The sequence below is a fragment of the Aliiglaciecola sp. 2_MG-2023 genome, assembly GCF_030548145.1.
GTDB lineage: Bacteria > Pseudomonadota > Gammaproteobacteria > Enterobacterales > Alteromonadaceae > Aliiglaciecola > Aliiglaciecola lipolytica_A.
Window position 1 is genome coordinate 201,633 of the sequence record NZ_JAUORY010000007.1, and the last position, 14,140, is coordinate 215,772.

The 14,140-nt window shown below is 41.7% G+C and carries 14 protein-coding genes; 6 read left to right on the forward strand and 8 right to left on the reverse strand.

Annotation, left to right across the window (positions count from 1 at the left end; all coding sequences use genetic code 11):
• Positions 1-78 precede the first annotated feature (78 nt).
• Together Q4567_RS09770 and Q4567_RS09775 are read left to right on the forward strand one after the other, a co-directional pair.
• Positions 79-753: a DUF4386 domain-containing protein gene (locus Q4567_RS09770; RefSeq protein ID WP_303500233.1), complete on the forward strand. Its 675-nt coding sequence runs from the start codon at positions 79-81 to the stop codon at positions 751-753.
• 61 nt (positions 754-814) lie between these two features.
• A complete protein-coding gene (locus Q4567_RS09775; protein ID WP_303500234.1) occupies positions 815-1,834 on the forward strand; it encodes a serine hydrolase in 1,020 nt (339 codons plus the stop codon).
• A 74-nt stretch (positions 1,835-1,908) separates the two neighbouring features.
• On the opposite strand, the gene Q4567_RS09780 is transcribed toward Q4567_RS09775, so the two are convergent.
• Positions 1,909-2,580 (reverse strand): hypothetical protein, encoded by a 672-nt coding sequence (locus Q4567_RS09780; RefSeq protein ID WP_303500235.1) that lies wholly within the window; start codon positions 2,578-2,580, stop codon positions 1,909-1,911.
• A gap of 1 nt (position 2,581) precedes the next feature.
• Positions 2,582-3,028, reverse strand: a complete 447-nt coding sequence (locus tag Q4567_RS09785) for a hypothetical protein (protein WP_303500236.1) — start codon at positions 3,026-3,028, stop codon at positions 2,582-2,584.
• Positions 3,029-3,520: 492 nt separating this feature from the next.
• Between Q4567_RS09785 and Q4567_RS09790 the strand changes: the two genes are divergently transcribed.
• Positions 3,521-4,921 (forward strand): M20/M25/M40 family metallo-hydrolase, encoded by a 1,401-nt coding sequence (locus tag Q4567_RS09790; protein WP_303500237.1) that lies wholly within the window; start codon positions 3,521-3,523, stop codon positions 4,919-4,921.
• Between the two features lie 82 nt (positions 4,922-5,003).
• Here Q4567_RS09790 and Q4567_RS09795 read toward each other — a convergent pair whose 3' ends face one another.
• From Q4567_RS09795 to Q4567_RS09805, 3 genes are read right to left on the reverse strand one after another with little or no spacing between them, the layout of a single operon-like run.
• A complete protein-coding gene (locus tag Q4567_RS09795; protein WP_216050235.1) occupies positions 5,004-5,540 on the reverse strand; it encodes a redoxin domain-containing protein in 537 nt (178 codons plus the stop codon).
• On the reverse strand, positions 5,537-6,691 hold the full coding sequence (locus Q4567_RS09800; RefSeq protein ID WP_216050234.1) for an MFS transporter: 1,155 nt from the start codon (positions 6,689-6,691) through the stop codon (positions 5,537-5,539). Before Q4567_RS09800 ends, Q4567_RS09795 begins: the two co-directional genes overlap by 4 nt.
• Before the next feature lie 10 nt (positions 6,692-6,701).
• Positions 6,702-7,898 (reverse strand): MFS transporter, encoded by a 1,197-nt coding sequence (locus tag Q4567_RS09805; RefSeq protein WP_303500238.1) that lies wholly within the window; start codon positions 7,896-7,898, stop codon positions 6,702-6,704.
• A gap of 119 nt (positions 7,899-8,017) precedes the next feature.
• On the opposite strand from Q4567_RS09805, the gene Q4567_RS09810 reads away from it, so the two are divergent.
• Both Q4567_RS09810 and glpQ read left to right on the forward strand, forming a co-directional pair.
• Positions 8,018-8,929 (forward strand): LysR family transcriptional regulator, encoded by a 912-nt coding sequence (locus tag Q4567_RS09810; protein ID WP_216050233.1) that lies wholly within the window; start codon positions 8,018-8,020, stop codon positions 8,927-8,929.
• Between the two features lie 211 nt (positions 8,930-9,140).
• Entirely contained in the window at positions 9,141-10,148 is a 1,008-nt protein-coding gene (glpQ, locus tag Q4567_RS09815) for a glycerophosphodiester phosphodiesterase (protein ID WP_303500239.1), read from the forward strand.
• Positions 10,149-10,206: 58 nt separating this feature from the next.
• On the opposite strand, the gene Q4567_RS09820 is transcribed toward glpQ, so the two are convergent.
• Complete coding sequence (locus Q4567_RS09820) at positions 10,207-11,070, reverse strand: OmpA family protein (RefSeq protein WP_216050231.1); 864 nt, start codon at positions 11,068-11,070, stop codon at positions 10,207-10,209.
• 204 nt (positions 11,071-11,274) lie between these two features.
• Between Q4567_RS09820 and rnt the strand changes: the two genes are divergently transcribed.
• Positions 11,275-11,898, forward strand: coding sequence for a ribonuclease T (gene rnt, locus Q4567_RS09825; protein ID WP_303500240.1), 624 nt, complete (start codon positions 11,275-11,277; stop codon positions 11,896-11,898).
• A gap of 143 nt (positions 11,899-12,041) precedes the next feature.
• Here the strand turns inward: rnt and purF are convergent, their stop codons facing one another.
• Together purF and Q4567_RS09835 are read right to left on the reverse strand one after the other, a co-directional pair.
• Complete coding sequence (purF, locus tag Q4567_RS09830) at positions 12,042-13,568, reverse strand: amidophosphoribosyltransferase (RefSeq protein WP_216050229.1); 1,527 nt, start codon at positions 13,566-13,568, stop codon at positions 12,042-12,044.
• A gap of 9 nt (positions 13,569-13,577) precedes the next feature.
• Positions 13,578-14,069 carry a CvpA family protein gene (locus Q4567_RS09835; protein ID WP_216050228.1) on the reverse strand — a complete coding sequence of 164 codons (492 nt, stop codon included), beginning with the start codon at positions 14,067-14,069 and terminating at the stop codon, positions 13,578-13,580.
• Positions 14,070-14,140 lie beyond the last annotated feature (71 nt).

Below are 14,140 nucleotides of genomic sequence, written 5' to 3' on the forward strand. Positions count from 1 at the left end.
GGGCCCATTTGGACGACGTTAGTCTCGAAATCCTTGAAACTTTCCCTATCATCAAAAATCATCTAGAGGAAAATTCATATGTCAAACTTGTTCGCTGCTCGTCTGGTGGGCGCGTTATTTATTATATCAACAGGCGCTTACATGACGGCGAGTCATATCATTTCGACGCTATTTAGTGCACCTGATTTTATCCTTTATCTGTACCCGAATAGAAACCTTTTGACCGTAGCCGCCCTATTGGAGTTTGTTAACTCTGCCGCTGTAGTGGCTATAGCCACCGTTATATTTCCCATCATTAAACCTCTTAGTCAGCGAATCGCTTTGACCTATGTTAGCTTTAGGATCATCGAAGCGGTTATGCTACTTATTGGCGCATTAGCATTATTTTCTTTAATAGCCATTAGCAAAGAAATGGTAACAGCCATCGCCCCCACTGTTGACTATTTAAGTGTTATGGCAGATGTTCTAAAACAGCAACGTTATGTTAGTTTTCAACTGGGCATGATCCCCCTAGCCCTTTGCGGCTTTATGCTTTGCGTTACCTTTTATCAACACCGTTTAGTCCCAAGGTTATTATCCGCTTTAGGCCTTGTCGGCTATTTGTTATTGTTGCTAAAAGTCAGCGCCGATTTTTTCGCCATTAATATTGGCGGTGGCGTGCTGTATATTCCTGGCGCATTATTTGAACTACTTCTACCATTGTGGTTGTTTTTTAAAGGTTTTCATTTAAGTGAACCACCACAAACACACTAGAAGTGAATGACATTAACGCTATATTTTGATTGCCGTGTTTTGCTTTAGGCTAAGAGTGCCCATGAAAAAATGGAAAAAGATCACACTTAAGGTTTTACTCGCTTGTTTCCTGACAACAACAAGTATTTATTTGTTCGCGCCTTGGGAATACGGGCTGTATTATTTAAAGCCAGTACCTAACTCCATTGAGCAACAAGTTCATGAAGCAACGTCACAAGGTATAGACGGAATCATTGTCTATGTGGATGAGGCCAATAAACCTGCCCAGTTGTATACAAGTGGTTGGCATAATAGACAAGAAAAAGTACCTGCCTATGGCAATGCTCTATTTAAAATTGCCAGTATTGGAAAATTATATGAAGCGGCGGCAATCGCTAAACTAGTCGCGTCCAATCAGCTCAAGTTGGACCAAAGCCTTGCAGACTATTTGCCTCAATTAGCTGAACGTATTGAATATGCAAATAAAATTACCCTGCGCATGTTGGTAGAGCACCGCAGTGGTATTCCTAACTTCACCGATCAGGAAGGCTTTGATTGGGCATCAAACTCCCTTGACGTATTGAGTTTAGTATTAGACAAACCTGCGGACTTCCCACCAGGAACTGATTACGCATACTCCAATACTAACTATCTGTTGCTTGAAAAAATAATGACAGAAACCTTAGGTTACCACTACTCTCGCTACATAAAGAATGAGATCCTTTTGCCATTAAACTTAAATTCCACGTTTTTCTCCATCAACGAGGTAGATAGTGAGCAGCTGATGAGCGGATATTACGTTGGTTATGATCAAGACTTTAAACACCTCGATCAAGGTTACGTTGCCAGTGCACAAGATGTAGGGATCTTTTTAAGAGCCCTAAACGATGGAAGTGTGTTTACCGAAGCAGAACGCAAAATTTATGCTTCACTTTATGAATATAATCATACAGGCTGGGTGCTCGGCTATTCAAGTATTGCCCGATATCACCCAGATATTGATACCGTTGTCATTCAATTTACCAACACTACCGGTGAAGATAGAGTGATACTTACAGGCATCATATATGACCGAATTATGAGTATCTTACGAAGCCAATAAAATGAATTGTTTGACTAGGTATTGGTAAGGTTTAATTACCCCAATCCCGCCACAGCTCCGCAAACCTTTATCACCTATGATTTTTCACCTAACAACATACTGCCATCGTCTAAAAAGCTTAAAACAATCTGTATAGCGGGGCGGTTATCATCAAATAAATAGCTGTATTTCGCCACTATTCTATCTCTATCAACTTGATTTCTTGCTGTCGACATTTCGTCACGAAAAGGCTGCCCTTCCATAATACCGGCATAATGACTAGCAATAGCGGCTGTTGTGCGCAGTGCATTTTCAACTTTGGGGTTTTCTGTAAACGCCTGCGTCAACTGTGTCGAATATGCATAATCAGCCGGTAAAACTAACTGTCCCTGAGTGTTGAATTCTATGCTTGCCGGTGGTGAGGGTATGCCATATTGTGCTAACAATGCTTTAAACTCGTTTTGCGAGTATTTAGATAAGGTATCAATGTTGTGCGCTGTTGGCAGTAATAAGGGTATGTCCTTTAAATTCACCGGGTTAGGTAGCGCGCCAGGCGTGAGATATTCATCTAGATTGATTTCTTGTTGGTCACCTTGGGAAGTATTCATACTGAAAACCGCATTCGTAGCGGGCTTTTCTACCTTTTGAACCTGATGATTTTGTTGATAAGCGGCTAATAATTCCGAAAAGCCATTGTTTCCTTTCGATTGATTAGGTTGCAGTAGAGTTTGTGTGTGAGTTTTAAAAATACGATTGGTGACGTCCATTTTAACCTCTATAATTTTGACTTTGTAAGCTCTCTAAAACATTAAGTACATTGGCTCTTAGCTTTGCATCTTTGTTTTGTACCGTGCCAATAGACTGATCAAACTCCACCGACTTTCTTGCCAAGGCTAATACGTCATATTTTTCATCGGCATCAAAATCTCGACTTGGAGGCGCTCTCATTGCTAATCCCTGTTGTGGCGTGATTAACCCATTTAGTTGTAACTCTGACGACATATGGGTTAATTCGTTATATGACATATTAGTCGGATCATACTGACTAGCAATTTCTTGTAATTTTGTTTCTGCATCAAGGCCGGCCTGACTCAGAGTGACCTTATCTGCATGGCTGTCATTGTTAGGTAGCAGATTCGAATGAGTAGTATCTACACCTTGGTTTTTACTGCTTTGATAGATAGAACTCAGCTGACTATTGTTATTTATTTCCATTACATTCCCATTAGTCAATTTAGTGCTAATCTCCACTAATTATCGGTTTGTTTAGCATGATAAGTTTGAGCAGCAATGACTATGCCAAAGGTACTGTTTTTGATTTAGGCTGATACAGGTTAACTAACAGGAGCTGCGCCATTAGGCTGCGGGCTAACCCCTTAGGCTGATTTTCAATGGGGTTATAAAAGCAATTAGGCAAATTATTGCCGAGGCTAAGACAATATCGGCAATGACAGGAAAAAAGACAAGAGCGGCAAGTATGATTCCTGCCTCTTTGAGCTTAAAAATAAGACTAATGGCAACATAAAGTTGCACATTAACTATAGGTTAGCCGAGGAAATTTTACTTAGCGTATCGAATTTAGATAGTGTTTTAGTTAAGATGTTCAGACGATTTTTATTTTCCAATTACGTTTAACCCTAAACGTTCACCAAACTGTTACTAATACGATAACCAACCTGAGCACCTATAATAATAAATGGAGAAATCATGCACCTTCGTAAACGTCTTGTTCTTGGCACAATACTGAGTCTTTTTAGTGTTCAATTGTTGGCCGCTGAAGCCATTGTGAGCACTGAACAGAAACAAACCGCTGAACAACTGATACAAACCGCCTTAAAGAGTGATCTGGGCATGGACATAGTCACGTCATTGACCACTGAAGTTGGCCCTCGCCTAGCGGGATCTGAAGCGGAAAAACGTGCCAGAGATTGGGGCTTAAAACTAGGTAAAAGTTTAGGGTTCGATAAAGCGAACATTGAACCCTTTACCATGCCATTCTGGGATAGAGGCAACTTACACATATCCCTTACCTCTCCTTACAACCAAGAATTATACGGCACAGCGTTAGGTGGAGCCGCACCATCAAAACAAAATATAAATGCTGAAGTGGTCTATTTTAGAGATATTCACGCACTAATGGAGGTAAAAGAAGGAGCGCTAAAAGGCAAAATCGCTTTTGTTGATGGCGATATCATGGTTAAGAGTCAGGTTGGCGCAGGTTATGGACAGGCAAACCAACGCCGCAGAGTGGGATGGCAACACGCTCAGCGCGGTGGTGCAGATGCATTAGTCGTGCGTTCAGTGGGCTCAGACTCCCATCGATTCCCGCATTCAGGCATGATGAGTAAAGATGGTGACAAATGGGCAAGTATTCCGGTTATTGCCATTTCTAATCCAGATGCTGACCACCTTCGTCGTTTACATAATTTAGATAAGCCCCTTAGCATATCTCTTCACTCTGAATCTGACTGGAAGGGTGAAGTCAGCAGCGGAAATGTTGTTTTTGATTTGATTGGTAGCGAAAAACCGGAAGAGATTGTGCTAATAGGTGGCCATTTAGATAGCTGGGATTTAGGTACTGGTGCTGTAGATGATGGTGCGGGTGTTGCTATTACCACTGCTGCCGCAGCCCTGATTGCAAAGTTACCTAAGCGTCCTAAACGTACTATTCGGGTGGTCATGTTCGGTGCAGAAGAAGTCGGGCTTTTAGGTGCATTTGCCTACGCCAAACAGCATGCAGCGAATTTAAGCAACCATGTACTGGCCACGGAGTCAGATTTTGGCGCGCAAAGCGTTTGGCAGCTAGAATCGAACCTCAACCCCGAAGCCACCTTGTTAATCGATGAAATTGGCAAAATTCTAGCCCCATTAGGTATCGTTAGAGGCCGTTCAGATGCACCAGGAGGTGGCCCCGACATTATTCCAATGGCCGCCAAAGGCGTACCCACAATTCGTTTAAATCAAGACGGACAAGACTACTTTGATTTACACCATACGCCAGACGACACATTAGATAAAATTGAGCCTGACGCTCTAGCGCAAAATATTGCTGCTTATGCCGCTACTATTTATTTACTTGCCGATTCGGATGTTGAATTAAAGCCATAAATGGCAGCGGTAAATTTAGCCTAACAACCTAAACCCTCTAATCCTCAAACTTATCTAGGATTAGGGGTTTAGAAAATAATAACTAATAAACTAGTGTGCCGCGAATCGGGTAGTCCGTTTGTTTACGAACAAAGGTTAACCCTCTCACTACCACGTCTAATTCTGGGCGTAAAAAAGGCGCATTGGAAATATCCACAGCCTGCAATACCCCCTCCCCGTTTATGACAAACAGGGCCGGTTCTGAAAAATCATGATCGGTTTCAGTTTCAGAACGCGGAGCCGAGATATACAAGCCTAGCTGTTTCATTTGCTCAACGGTTAAGCCATAAGCGATAGGAAAAGACACATCTAAGCTGTCCATGTTGTCGGTTAGTTGTGCCTTTGAATCTGCTGAGACGGCAGTGACACTCACCCTAATAGCATTTAACGCTTCTTTGTGTTGCTCTAATAAATTTAAGTATCGCACGCATAATGGGCAATGCTGGCCTCGATATACAATCAACATTTGCCAATCAGCATCACCGTGAGCCTGTCCTAAGTTAACCCTAGAGCCATCAAGAAGCGTTGCTTCAATGGACGGAAATGTACTACCAGGAATGGGTTTTACTAAATTTGTCATGTTGAACTCTTTACCTTGTTTGTGAATCTCATCGTTTTAATCCATAAAATGCTGGCAATGAACACAGATAGCGCCATACAGCTTAAAAATATATTGTCTATTCCACCTGGTATGTACTCAACAAAAGACGTTAAGAATTGCCCTAAAAACACCGCCATGGTGAAGTACGATAAATTTCTACCGCGCACCTTTACTGCACTTCGCGCAACGATCATGTGATTTAATAAAGGAATACTAAATCCAAAACCAAAGCCGATAATAACCGCACCAATTACTAAACAGACTGTGCCTGTTTGTAGAAAGAAAATGTAAGACACCGCAAAATTAATAAACGCCACGGATAAAACACCTTGTTCACTGAATAGTCTACAAAGCTTGGGGAGAAAAGAGGCTGCGAGTACCGCCATCAATGAAATAAAGGCTAATAAAAAGCCCACTTGTGTTTCGTTGTAACCTTGCTCTTGCATATTACTGGGCATTAAAACAAAGGCAGTGAAAAATAAAACCATCGACAGCATTGCACTAAGGTAAACACTGTTGAGGGAAAAGCCAGAGAGTAATTTTGGCGAGTCTTCTTCAGGTTCCGCTTGTATTCCAGCCGGATATCGACGGGGAACGAAAAGTAACAGCATCACCAAAAATACCCAAGCAATTAAATAAAGTGACAGCGGTAACGCCCAATGTTGAGCGGCTAGCAAACCACCTACAAACAAAAATACCACCCCGCCTAGCTCAATTGCCATGCCCTGTTTGGCGATCATATTTAAGCGTTCTTCAGCAAAATACCAATGAGAAATTAACACCGTACACCCAGCCATCACGACCGACGTCATTCCCCCGAGTAAAAAACGATTGGCAAATATCCAAGCCGGCGCGTGCAACCAATATACACTCGCCCCCACCAGCCCATATAAAAATAAACCAATAATCAGCGCTGGATACGCACCATATTTATCAATCAACTTTCCCGCAATAGGCGCACAGATAACCGCGCCCAGGGCGGGCAATGTGACTAATAATATGGCGTTGTCGGCTACCCCAAGAGCATTGGATATACTAACCAAGCCAGGTGCTATAACGGCCCCTACCATAATGGTTAAACAGGCAATACAGAGCAAGGTATAGCGACCTAGCCTGTTGAGTTTAGTCATGAAAAGTCTCTCATACTGTTGAAAGTGAATGCTGTTTAGTTTTTGCCATCGAATTAAAAGCCGCACTAAACAAAATAAATAGCATACTGATGGCTACTACACCGGGCCATTGAAAAAGTGAAAATGCCCGCAGACCAGCAACCGAGCCTAATGCTCCACCAAGATAATAGCCGAGCATGTAAATACCATTAATTCGGCTTTGGGCGGTTGGATCAATACTAAAAACACGCACCTGATTAGCCACCTGAGCACTAAAAATGGCAAAGTCGATAAGAATAATTCCGATAATTAACGATATAAGATTGCCAGCAAATAATCCCGTTATGGCAAATCCTACAGCGGCTAAAACGAGGGCCATTTTGATTAAGGTTTTAGAACCAAATCTATTCACCCATTTACCGGAAACCTTCGCCCCAATCACACCAGCCAATGCGATCACACCAAACAATCCGGCTTGTTGAGCATTGTAATCAAAGGGGGCTTCGCTGACATAAATAGCCAATGTTGCCCACAGGACATTAAAGGAAGCAAACCAAAGTGCGCCGGAAAAGGTAAACAGCTGCAGTGATTTATGCTGGCAAAATAGGCTCAAGGTACTTTTTATTAATGGCCAATAGCGCAGCGATGCTTGGGGTTTATTTGACGGCAAAAATACCCAAAGCAAAACACCAAGTAAGGCGGCTAATAACGCTGACATAACGAATACACTGCGCCAACCCAAGAGCTCCCCGACCAATCCACTTAATGTTCGGGAGAGTAAAATACCAATGGTTAATCCCATCATTAATGTGCCAAGGGTTGTACCTTTGTTTTCCATAGACACCATTGACGCGGCAAAAGGAATTAACTGCTGAGTGATATTGGCACTGGCACCAATTAAAAACACTGCGATTAACAGTATTGTGATGTTAGGTGCCCACACTGCCATTCCACAAGTAAACACTAGCACGCAGGATAATATACCTATTAGTTGCCGCCGCACGACTGAATCACCGAGTGGGGATATAAACAATAAAGCAAAGGCATAACCGAATTGGGTTAATGCGGGAATACTACCTAATTGTAAGTCGTTTAAACTAAATTCACTGGCAATTAGCGGCAAAATAGGTTGGTTGTAATACAGATTTGCGGCAGTTGCAGCAATGGCAGTTGTCATTAGCAGTAGCATAAAGGGACTTAACAACTGCTCTGGCTCCGAATGAGTCATATTTTATGTCAGGTAAATAAATCATAGCGCCAGCATAGGGCTTATTTATTAATAACAAAAATGATAACATTTTATGGAATCTATACAGATTTTATATATAAGTAAACTTGGGGGCAATCGTGGACATAAAAACATTAAAAAGCTTTATAACTGTGGCTAAACACAAAAGCTTTTCAGAAGCTGCGCGAGAGTTACATACTGTACAACCGGCCATTAGCCGACATATTTCTGCATTAGAGGCGGAGCTTGGGGTAAGGTTATTTAATCGAAACTCTCGAGATGTCGCGATAACCCCAGCCGGTGAGCAGTTGTTAACAGATGCTAGCGCGATCCTAACCCTTACAGATAAGGCAAAAAGCCAGGTTAAGCGTGCCCACAGTGGAAAAGTGGGTACACTGAATATTGCTCACTTAAGCTCAGCTTGTTTATCATTTATGGCCACTTTGATCCGAACCTACAAATCCCAGTTTCCTGAAGTCCATGTTAGCCTATTTGAAATGACAGCAACCGAACAAATTGAAGCCTTTAAGCAAGATAAAATCGATATTGCATTTTCAAGGCCCCTGCCCACGCCAATTGCTGATGAGTTTATTCGTCACGATATTTATATCGACAAATTCGTTGCACTAGTCAGCCAAAGCCATGCTCTTGCAGGTGCTAAACAGGTTGAGCTGGCTAAGTTAAAGACTGAACAATTTATTATTTTCAATCGTGATGAGGCCCTTGGGCTCTTTGATGAAACTATCATCCTGTGCAAACAAGCCGGATTTTCACCGGATATCATAAGTCAACCAAAGCATATGCAAACCTTAGTGACAGAAGTGGCTGCAGGTTTAGGGGTGGCGATCGCACCATTTTGTGTTAGTAAATTGTATAGCCGAGGGTGCCATTTTATTGCACTAGAAAATGTCGACACACAAATTCCCCTGCAAATTCAATTCAAACAGAATAATCCTAGCGCGACTGTGAATGCTTTCCTAAATGTCGCTTTAGCGGCCAAAAGTGAAATTCAGCGCAGTATGGCTAGTTAAAGCTATCATTGGTTAGCGAAGGTGTATGGATTGTTTTTCCCGCTTTCGGTTACTGCACTAAAGTAAGAGTGTTCATTGACTATTTTGCAGCCTATTTTAGCGAAATCCCATACTGGGATAAGTGACTATAGTCACCGAACTTTCATATGCTGGTGTTATGGTTGACGGAATGAATAATTTGAATGTCCCAATTAAATACAGGTAGGAATATATGCCGTACAAGCTCCCACTATTAATATTGTTGTGCCTATTTTGCATGCAACTTTACGCCAAGCCGATAGTTATCGCCCATCGCGGGGCTTCCGGATACTTGCCTGAGCATACGTTAGAAGCCGCTGTCCTTGCATATTCCCAAGGGGCCGATTACATAGAACAAGATTTAGTTTTGAGCAAAGACTTAATACCGGTAGTACTGCATGACATACACCTTGAAACCGTGACCAACGTCGAACAAATATTCCCTAAACGCCATCGGGCTGACGGCCGCTACTACGCGTTCGATTTCACCTTGGCAGAACTGCAAACCCTTAATGTACACGAGCGGACAAATGACAAAGGCGAACAAGTATTCCCCTATCGTTTTCAGGAGCCTCGTAATCAAGAGCGCTATCATGGACAGTCATCATTTAAGATTGCCACATTTGAACAACAAATTAATTTGATTCAACAACTTAATCGGCAATTTAAGCGAGATGTGGGTCTTTATGTGGAAATCAAATCGCCCCTTTGGCACCAAACTCACGGAGCGGACTTAAGTCAAATCACCCTGAATATCCTGCGTAAATACGGTTTGGATAACCAAGACAGCCATGTTTATGTGCAATGCTTTGACTTCGCAGAAACACAGCGTCTTAGGAACGAGTTAAATGCCAAGGTGAAGTTAATTCAGCTTATTGCTGAAAACAGTTGGCAAGAGTCGAATTCTGACTATGAATATTTGAAATCCGCACAAGGTCTCAAAGAAATTGCAAAAGTAGCCCAAGGTATTGGCCCATGGATTCCACAACTATTTGATTTTGCGAATAAAACACCAACTAGTTTACTAGCCAATGCCCATCAAGCAGGGCTGCTAATTCATCCTTATACATTTAGAAAAGACGACCTCCCAGCCAAGTATTCTTCGCAACAGGTGCTAGACATCCTATTCGAAGATTTAAAAGTAGATGGTTTATTTACCGACTTTACCGATGTGCTGGAAAATTACTTAGAAAAGCGATGATATTGCTCTAGAGTCACTAGTAAAAACTAACAAGCTCGCGATTGCGAGCTTTGTGAATTTAGGGTTTAGCCATTCGAATGATGACTCGACGATTTTTAGCACGAGACATCTTATTCGTATTGGTCGCCGCATGACGGCGTTCACCATGACCTGTCACCTCAATTCGAGAAGAATCTACTCCCATTTCGGTGAAGTACGCCTTAATTTCCTCTGCTCGACGAATAGATAATTGTTCGTTGTTCCAACGACCACCATAACTATCTGAGTATCCATCTAACAAAACCAGCTCAAGATCTGTATCTTCTTTTAAATAGTCCCCGATCATTTGTAGGCGTTTTTTAGAGTATTTGGTTAAGTCTGTACTATTGCTGTTGTAACTTAGCACTGTGTATGCAATATCTTCAAATGCAAAAGGTAATAAATTAGCGACACACTCAGCGAACTCAACATAGGGTTTCGAAAAGTTACTGGCATTTAAACCCACAGCGATACGATCGAAGTCACTATACCAATCTTGATAATATAGTGTTGGCCAAAAACCTTTTTCCAATTCAGTTAACATTGTCCAAGCGGCTTTTTGCGGTAAATCACTATTGTATTGTTTGCGAATTGGCATTTGCGCAATTTCACGCTGCATTTGTCCTGGCATCCATTTGGGTGGGACTGAATAAACGGAGGCAACAGAATAGGTGTTTGGTAACCTTAACATCTGCAACTCAAATTCCATATTCAGTTGCTTAGAAGCCGTGCTGTAAAAAGCAGCTTCTCCATAACCAGGAAGTTGGTGACTCAAAGTACATTGCAAGCGACTTTTTTGACTGACTTGCCACTGAGAATCCTCAACTGGCGCTGCATAATGACGCAAGCTAGCTTGGCTAGCAAAGCTGAGGGTTAAGCCCAAAAAAATCGCGCACTTTTTCATATCAGACAGAAATCCAGTAAATAGTGTTTATCCATTATAGATATCGACACTAGAAACAAAAAGTTTAATCACCCGTTGTGTACGGATAATAACCAACTAGACCTATCAAATGCAAATGCGCCTAAACATATTCACAACTGAACTGGTACAAGGCTTTAAAGGTTGACATAATAGCAAGCTATGTTGTCGATTAATAAGGTTATCATGTCAGATCCAATTCACCTGTTGAACCAACGATTTAGAGGATATTTCCCAGTCGTCATTGATGTTGAAACAGCTGGATTCAATGCGCAAACTGATGCTTTATTAGAATTAGCAGCAGTGACATTGAAAATGACAGCTTCTGGAGACATTCAGATAGATAAAACGTTCCATTACCATATTAACCCTTTCGAGGGCGCAAACCTCGAACAAGCCGCTTTGGACTTTAACGGTATTGATCCTTATTGTGCATTACGAGGCGCGATTGATGAATCTGAAGCAATTAAAAATTTGTGCAAAGAGATCCGAAAAGAACAAAAAGCAGCGGAATGCCAACGCTCAGTGATTGTTGCCCACAATGCATCATTCGACCAAGGCTTTGTGAATGCAGCCATTGAAAGGTGTAATATTAAACGCACTCCTTTCCATCCTTTTGTATCATTTGATACCACCAGTTTAGCCGGTTTAACCTTAGGTCAGACGGTGCTGGTTAAGGCCTGTGAAGCGGCACAAATCGAATTTGACCAAAGAGAAGCCCACTCAGCACTTTACGATACGATGAAAACCGCCGAGTTATTTTGTTTTATGGTCAATAGATGGAAAGCCCTTGGTGGCTGGCCGATATAATTCACAATTCCAAGGGATGCTTTTAACGTGCTCAAAATAGCAGTAACGGGTTTACAAGGCTGAAATAAAAAGTGAGGCCTGAGCCTCACTTAATGTAAATCAACGATAAACCGCAAATTTAATCACAGTGATTAAATATAGGCTTAATCGTCATTATCCGAATCAATATTGTGCATTTCCAAATTACTTAATTCAGTTTGTATCATTGATTTTTTAGCCCCTTCAGAACGGGCCCCATCAACTCTCTCTAAATAAGCTTGGTCAATATCACCAGTTATGTACTCACCATCAAATACAGACGTTTCAAAACGAGTAATGGCAGGATTCTCAGCACTAACCGCTTCAACTAGATCTTGAATATCTTGGAAAATCAGCCCATCAGCTTTAATTAACTCACTAATTTCGTCGATATCGCGGCCGTAAGCGATCAATTCATTTGCACTTGGCATATCAATACCATAAACATTTGGAAAACGAATCTCTGGCGCAGCTGACGCGAAATACACCTTCTTGGCACCTGATTCACGGGCCATTTCAATAATCTGTTCAGATGTAGTGCCGCGTACAATTGAATCATCAACCAGAAGAACATTTTTGTCTTTAAATTCTGATTTAATGGCGTTAAGTTTACGTCGCACCGACTTACGTCTAAGCGTTTGACCTGGCATGATAAAAGTACGACCGATATAACGGTTCTTTACGTAGCCTTGACGGTAAGGTAAGTCCAACTCTATAGCAATTTGCAACGCTACATCGGAAGACGTTTCCGGAATAGGAATAACCACATCAATATCTAAATCAGCCCATTCTTTGGCTATTTTCTGACCTAGCTTTTTACCCATATTCACCCGCGAGGCATATACTGATATTCCATCGATAAAGGAATCAGGTCTTGCGAAGTAAACAAATTCGAAAATACAGGGAATATTTTTAGGGTTTTGCGCGCACTGTTTAGTAAATAATTCACCTTCTTCAGTCACATATATTGCTTCGCCTGGTGCGACATCACGAATAAACGTAAAACCTACGGCATCTAGAGCAACACTTTCGGATGCAACCATATATTCATCACCCTGCTCAGTTTTACGCTTACCTAAAGCAAGAGGACGTATGCCATATGGGTCTCGAAACGCAACCATGCCATTGCCGATAATCGCAGCAACCACAGCATAAGCGCCACGAATCTTCTTGTGCACATTGGCAACCGTGGTGAAAACCTCTTCAGGGGTTAAGGTTAAACCTGCACATTGTTGTAATTCATGGGCAAAAATATTTAATAAAAGTTCTGAATCAGACGTCGTATTGATATGTCGTCTGGCAATACGGAATACTTCATCTTGCAAATCATGGGCATTGGTTAAATTCCCATTGTGTGCAAAAGCAATTCCAAATGGCGAGTTGACGTAAAACGGTTGGGCCTCTGCTGAGCTTGAAGACCCTGCAGTGGGGTAACGCACATGACCAATACCAAATTGGCCTGTTAAACGTTGCATATGGCGGTTGTGAAATACATCTCGCACCAATCCATTCGCTTTTCTTAGATGAAACATTTTATCATCTATAGTCATGATCCCTGCGGCATCTTGCCCACGATGCTGAAGAACAGTTAACGCGTCATAAAGTGCTTGACTTACTGCACTCTTTCCAACAATTCCGACAATACCACACATGCAATTTACCTATTTATTCGGCGTTAAAAAACTGGAGTTATTTTGTATAAAACTAAAAAACCACTCAATAATGGGAGTGAATTCAGGAACTAAGACTGACTCTATCCACCAAGACGACTCGGAAGCAGTAGTGAAGGTATCTAAGAAGAACAAAGCAGCACTCACAATCAGAATGCCACGGATAATACCAAAAACTGAGCCAAGGGCTCTGTCGGTACCTGTGAGTCCAGTAAACTGTACTAAGCGCGCAATTAAGTAATTTATCAATCCGCCTAGAATCAGCGTACTGGCAAACAAAATCGCTATGGACACCCCATTTCTGACCATCTGATCATCAAATTTAGTCATGTAGACGGCAAGGTATTCATAAAATTGGCTAGCAATAAAAAAAGCGGCGAACCAAATAGCTAAAGAGATAGCTTCTTTAATAAATCCCCGTACCAAACTTATAATGGTGGAGACAGCGATAACGCCAATGATGGTGAAATCTATCCAATTCATAATGACCCGGTCATATTAATTGTTGGTTCGTTAAAATCGCGCGCATTCTATCAGAGATAGCATATATTTCT

What these genes read in the sequence shown, in the direction of transcription:
- Q4567_RS09785 (WP_303500236.1), bottom strand. Translation starts at nt 3,028, where the DNA reads ATGGAAATAAATAACAATAGTCAGCTGAGTTCTATCTATCAAAGCAGT.
- Q4567_RS09775 (WP_303500234.1), top strand. Translation starts at nt 815, where the DNA reads ATGAAAAAATGGAAAAAGATCACACTTAAGGTTTTACTCGCTTGTTTC.
- rnt (WP_303500240.1), top strand. Translation starts at nt 11,275, where the DNA reads ATGTCAGATCCAATTCACCTGTTGAACCAACGATTTAGAGGATATTTC.
- Q4567_RS09820 (WP_216050231.1), bottom strand. Translation starts at nt 11,070, where the DNA reads ATGAAAAAGTGCGCGATTTTTTTGGGCTTAACCCTCAGCTTTGCTAGC.
- Q4567_RS09800 (WP_216050234.1), bottom strand. Translation starts at nt 6,691, where the DNA reads ATGACTAAACTCAACAGGCTAGGTCGCTATACCTTGCTCTGTATTGCC.
- purF (WP_216050229.1), bottom strand. Translation starts at nt 13,568, where the DNA reads ATGTGTGGTATTGTCGGAATTGTTGGAAAGAGTGCAGTAAGTCAAGCA.
- Q4567_RS09805 (WP_303500238.1), bottom strand. Translation starts at nt 7,898, where the DNA reads ATGACTCATTCGGAGCCAGAGCAGTTGTTAAGTCCCTTTATGCTACTG.
- Q4567_RS09770 (WP_303500233.1), top strand. Translation starts at nt 79, where the DNA reads ATGTCAAACTTGTTCGCTGCTCGTCTGGTGGGCGCGTTATTTATTATA.
- Q4567_RS09780 (WP_303500235.1), bottom strand. Translation starts at nt 2,580, where the DNA reads ATGGACGTCACCAATCGTATTTTTAAAACTCACACACAAACTCTACTG.
- Q4567_RS09795 (WP_216050235.1), bottom strand. Translation starts at nt 5,540, where the DNA reads ATGACAAATTTAGTAAAACCCATTCCTGGTAGTACATTTCCGTCCATT.
- glpQ (WP_303500239.1), top strand. Translation starts at nt 9,141, where the DNA reads ATGCCGTACAAGCTCCCACTATTAATATTGTTGTGCCTATTTTGCATG.
- Q4567_RS09835 (WP_216050228.1), bottom strand. Translation starts at nt 14,069, where the DNA reads ATGAATTGGATAGATTTCACCATCATTGGCGTTATCGCTGTCTCCACC.
- Q4567_RS09790 (WP_303500237.1), top strand. Translation starts at nt 3,521, where the DNA reads ATGCACCTTCGTAAACGTCTTGTTCTTGGCACAATACTGAGTCTTTTT.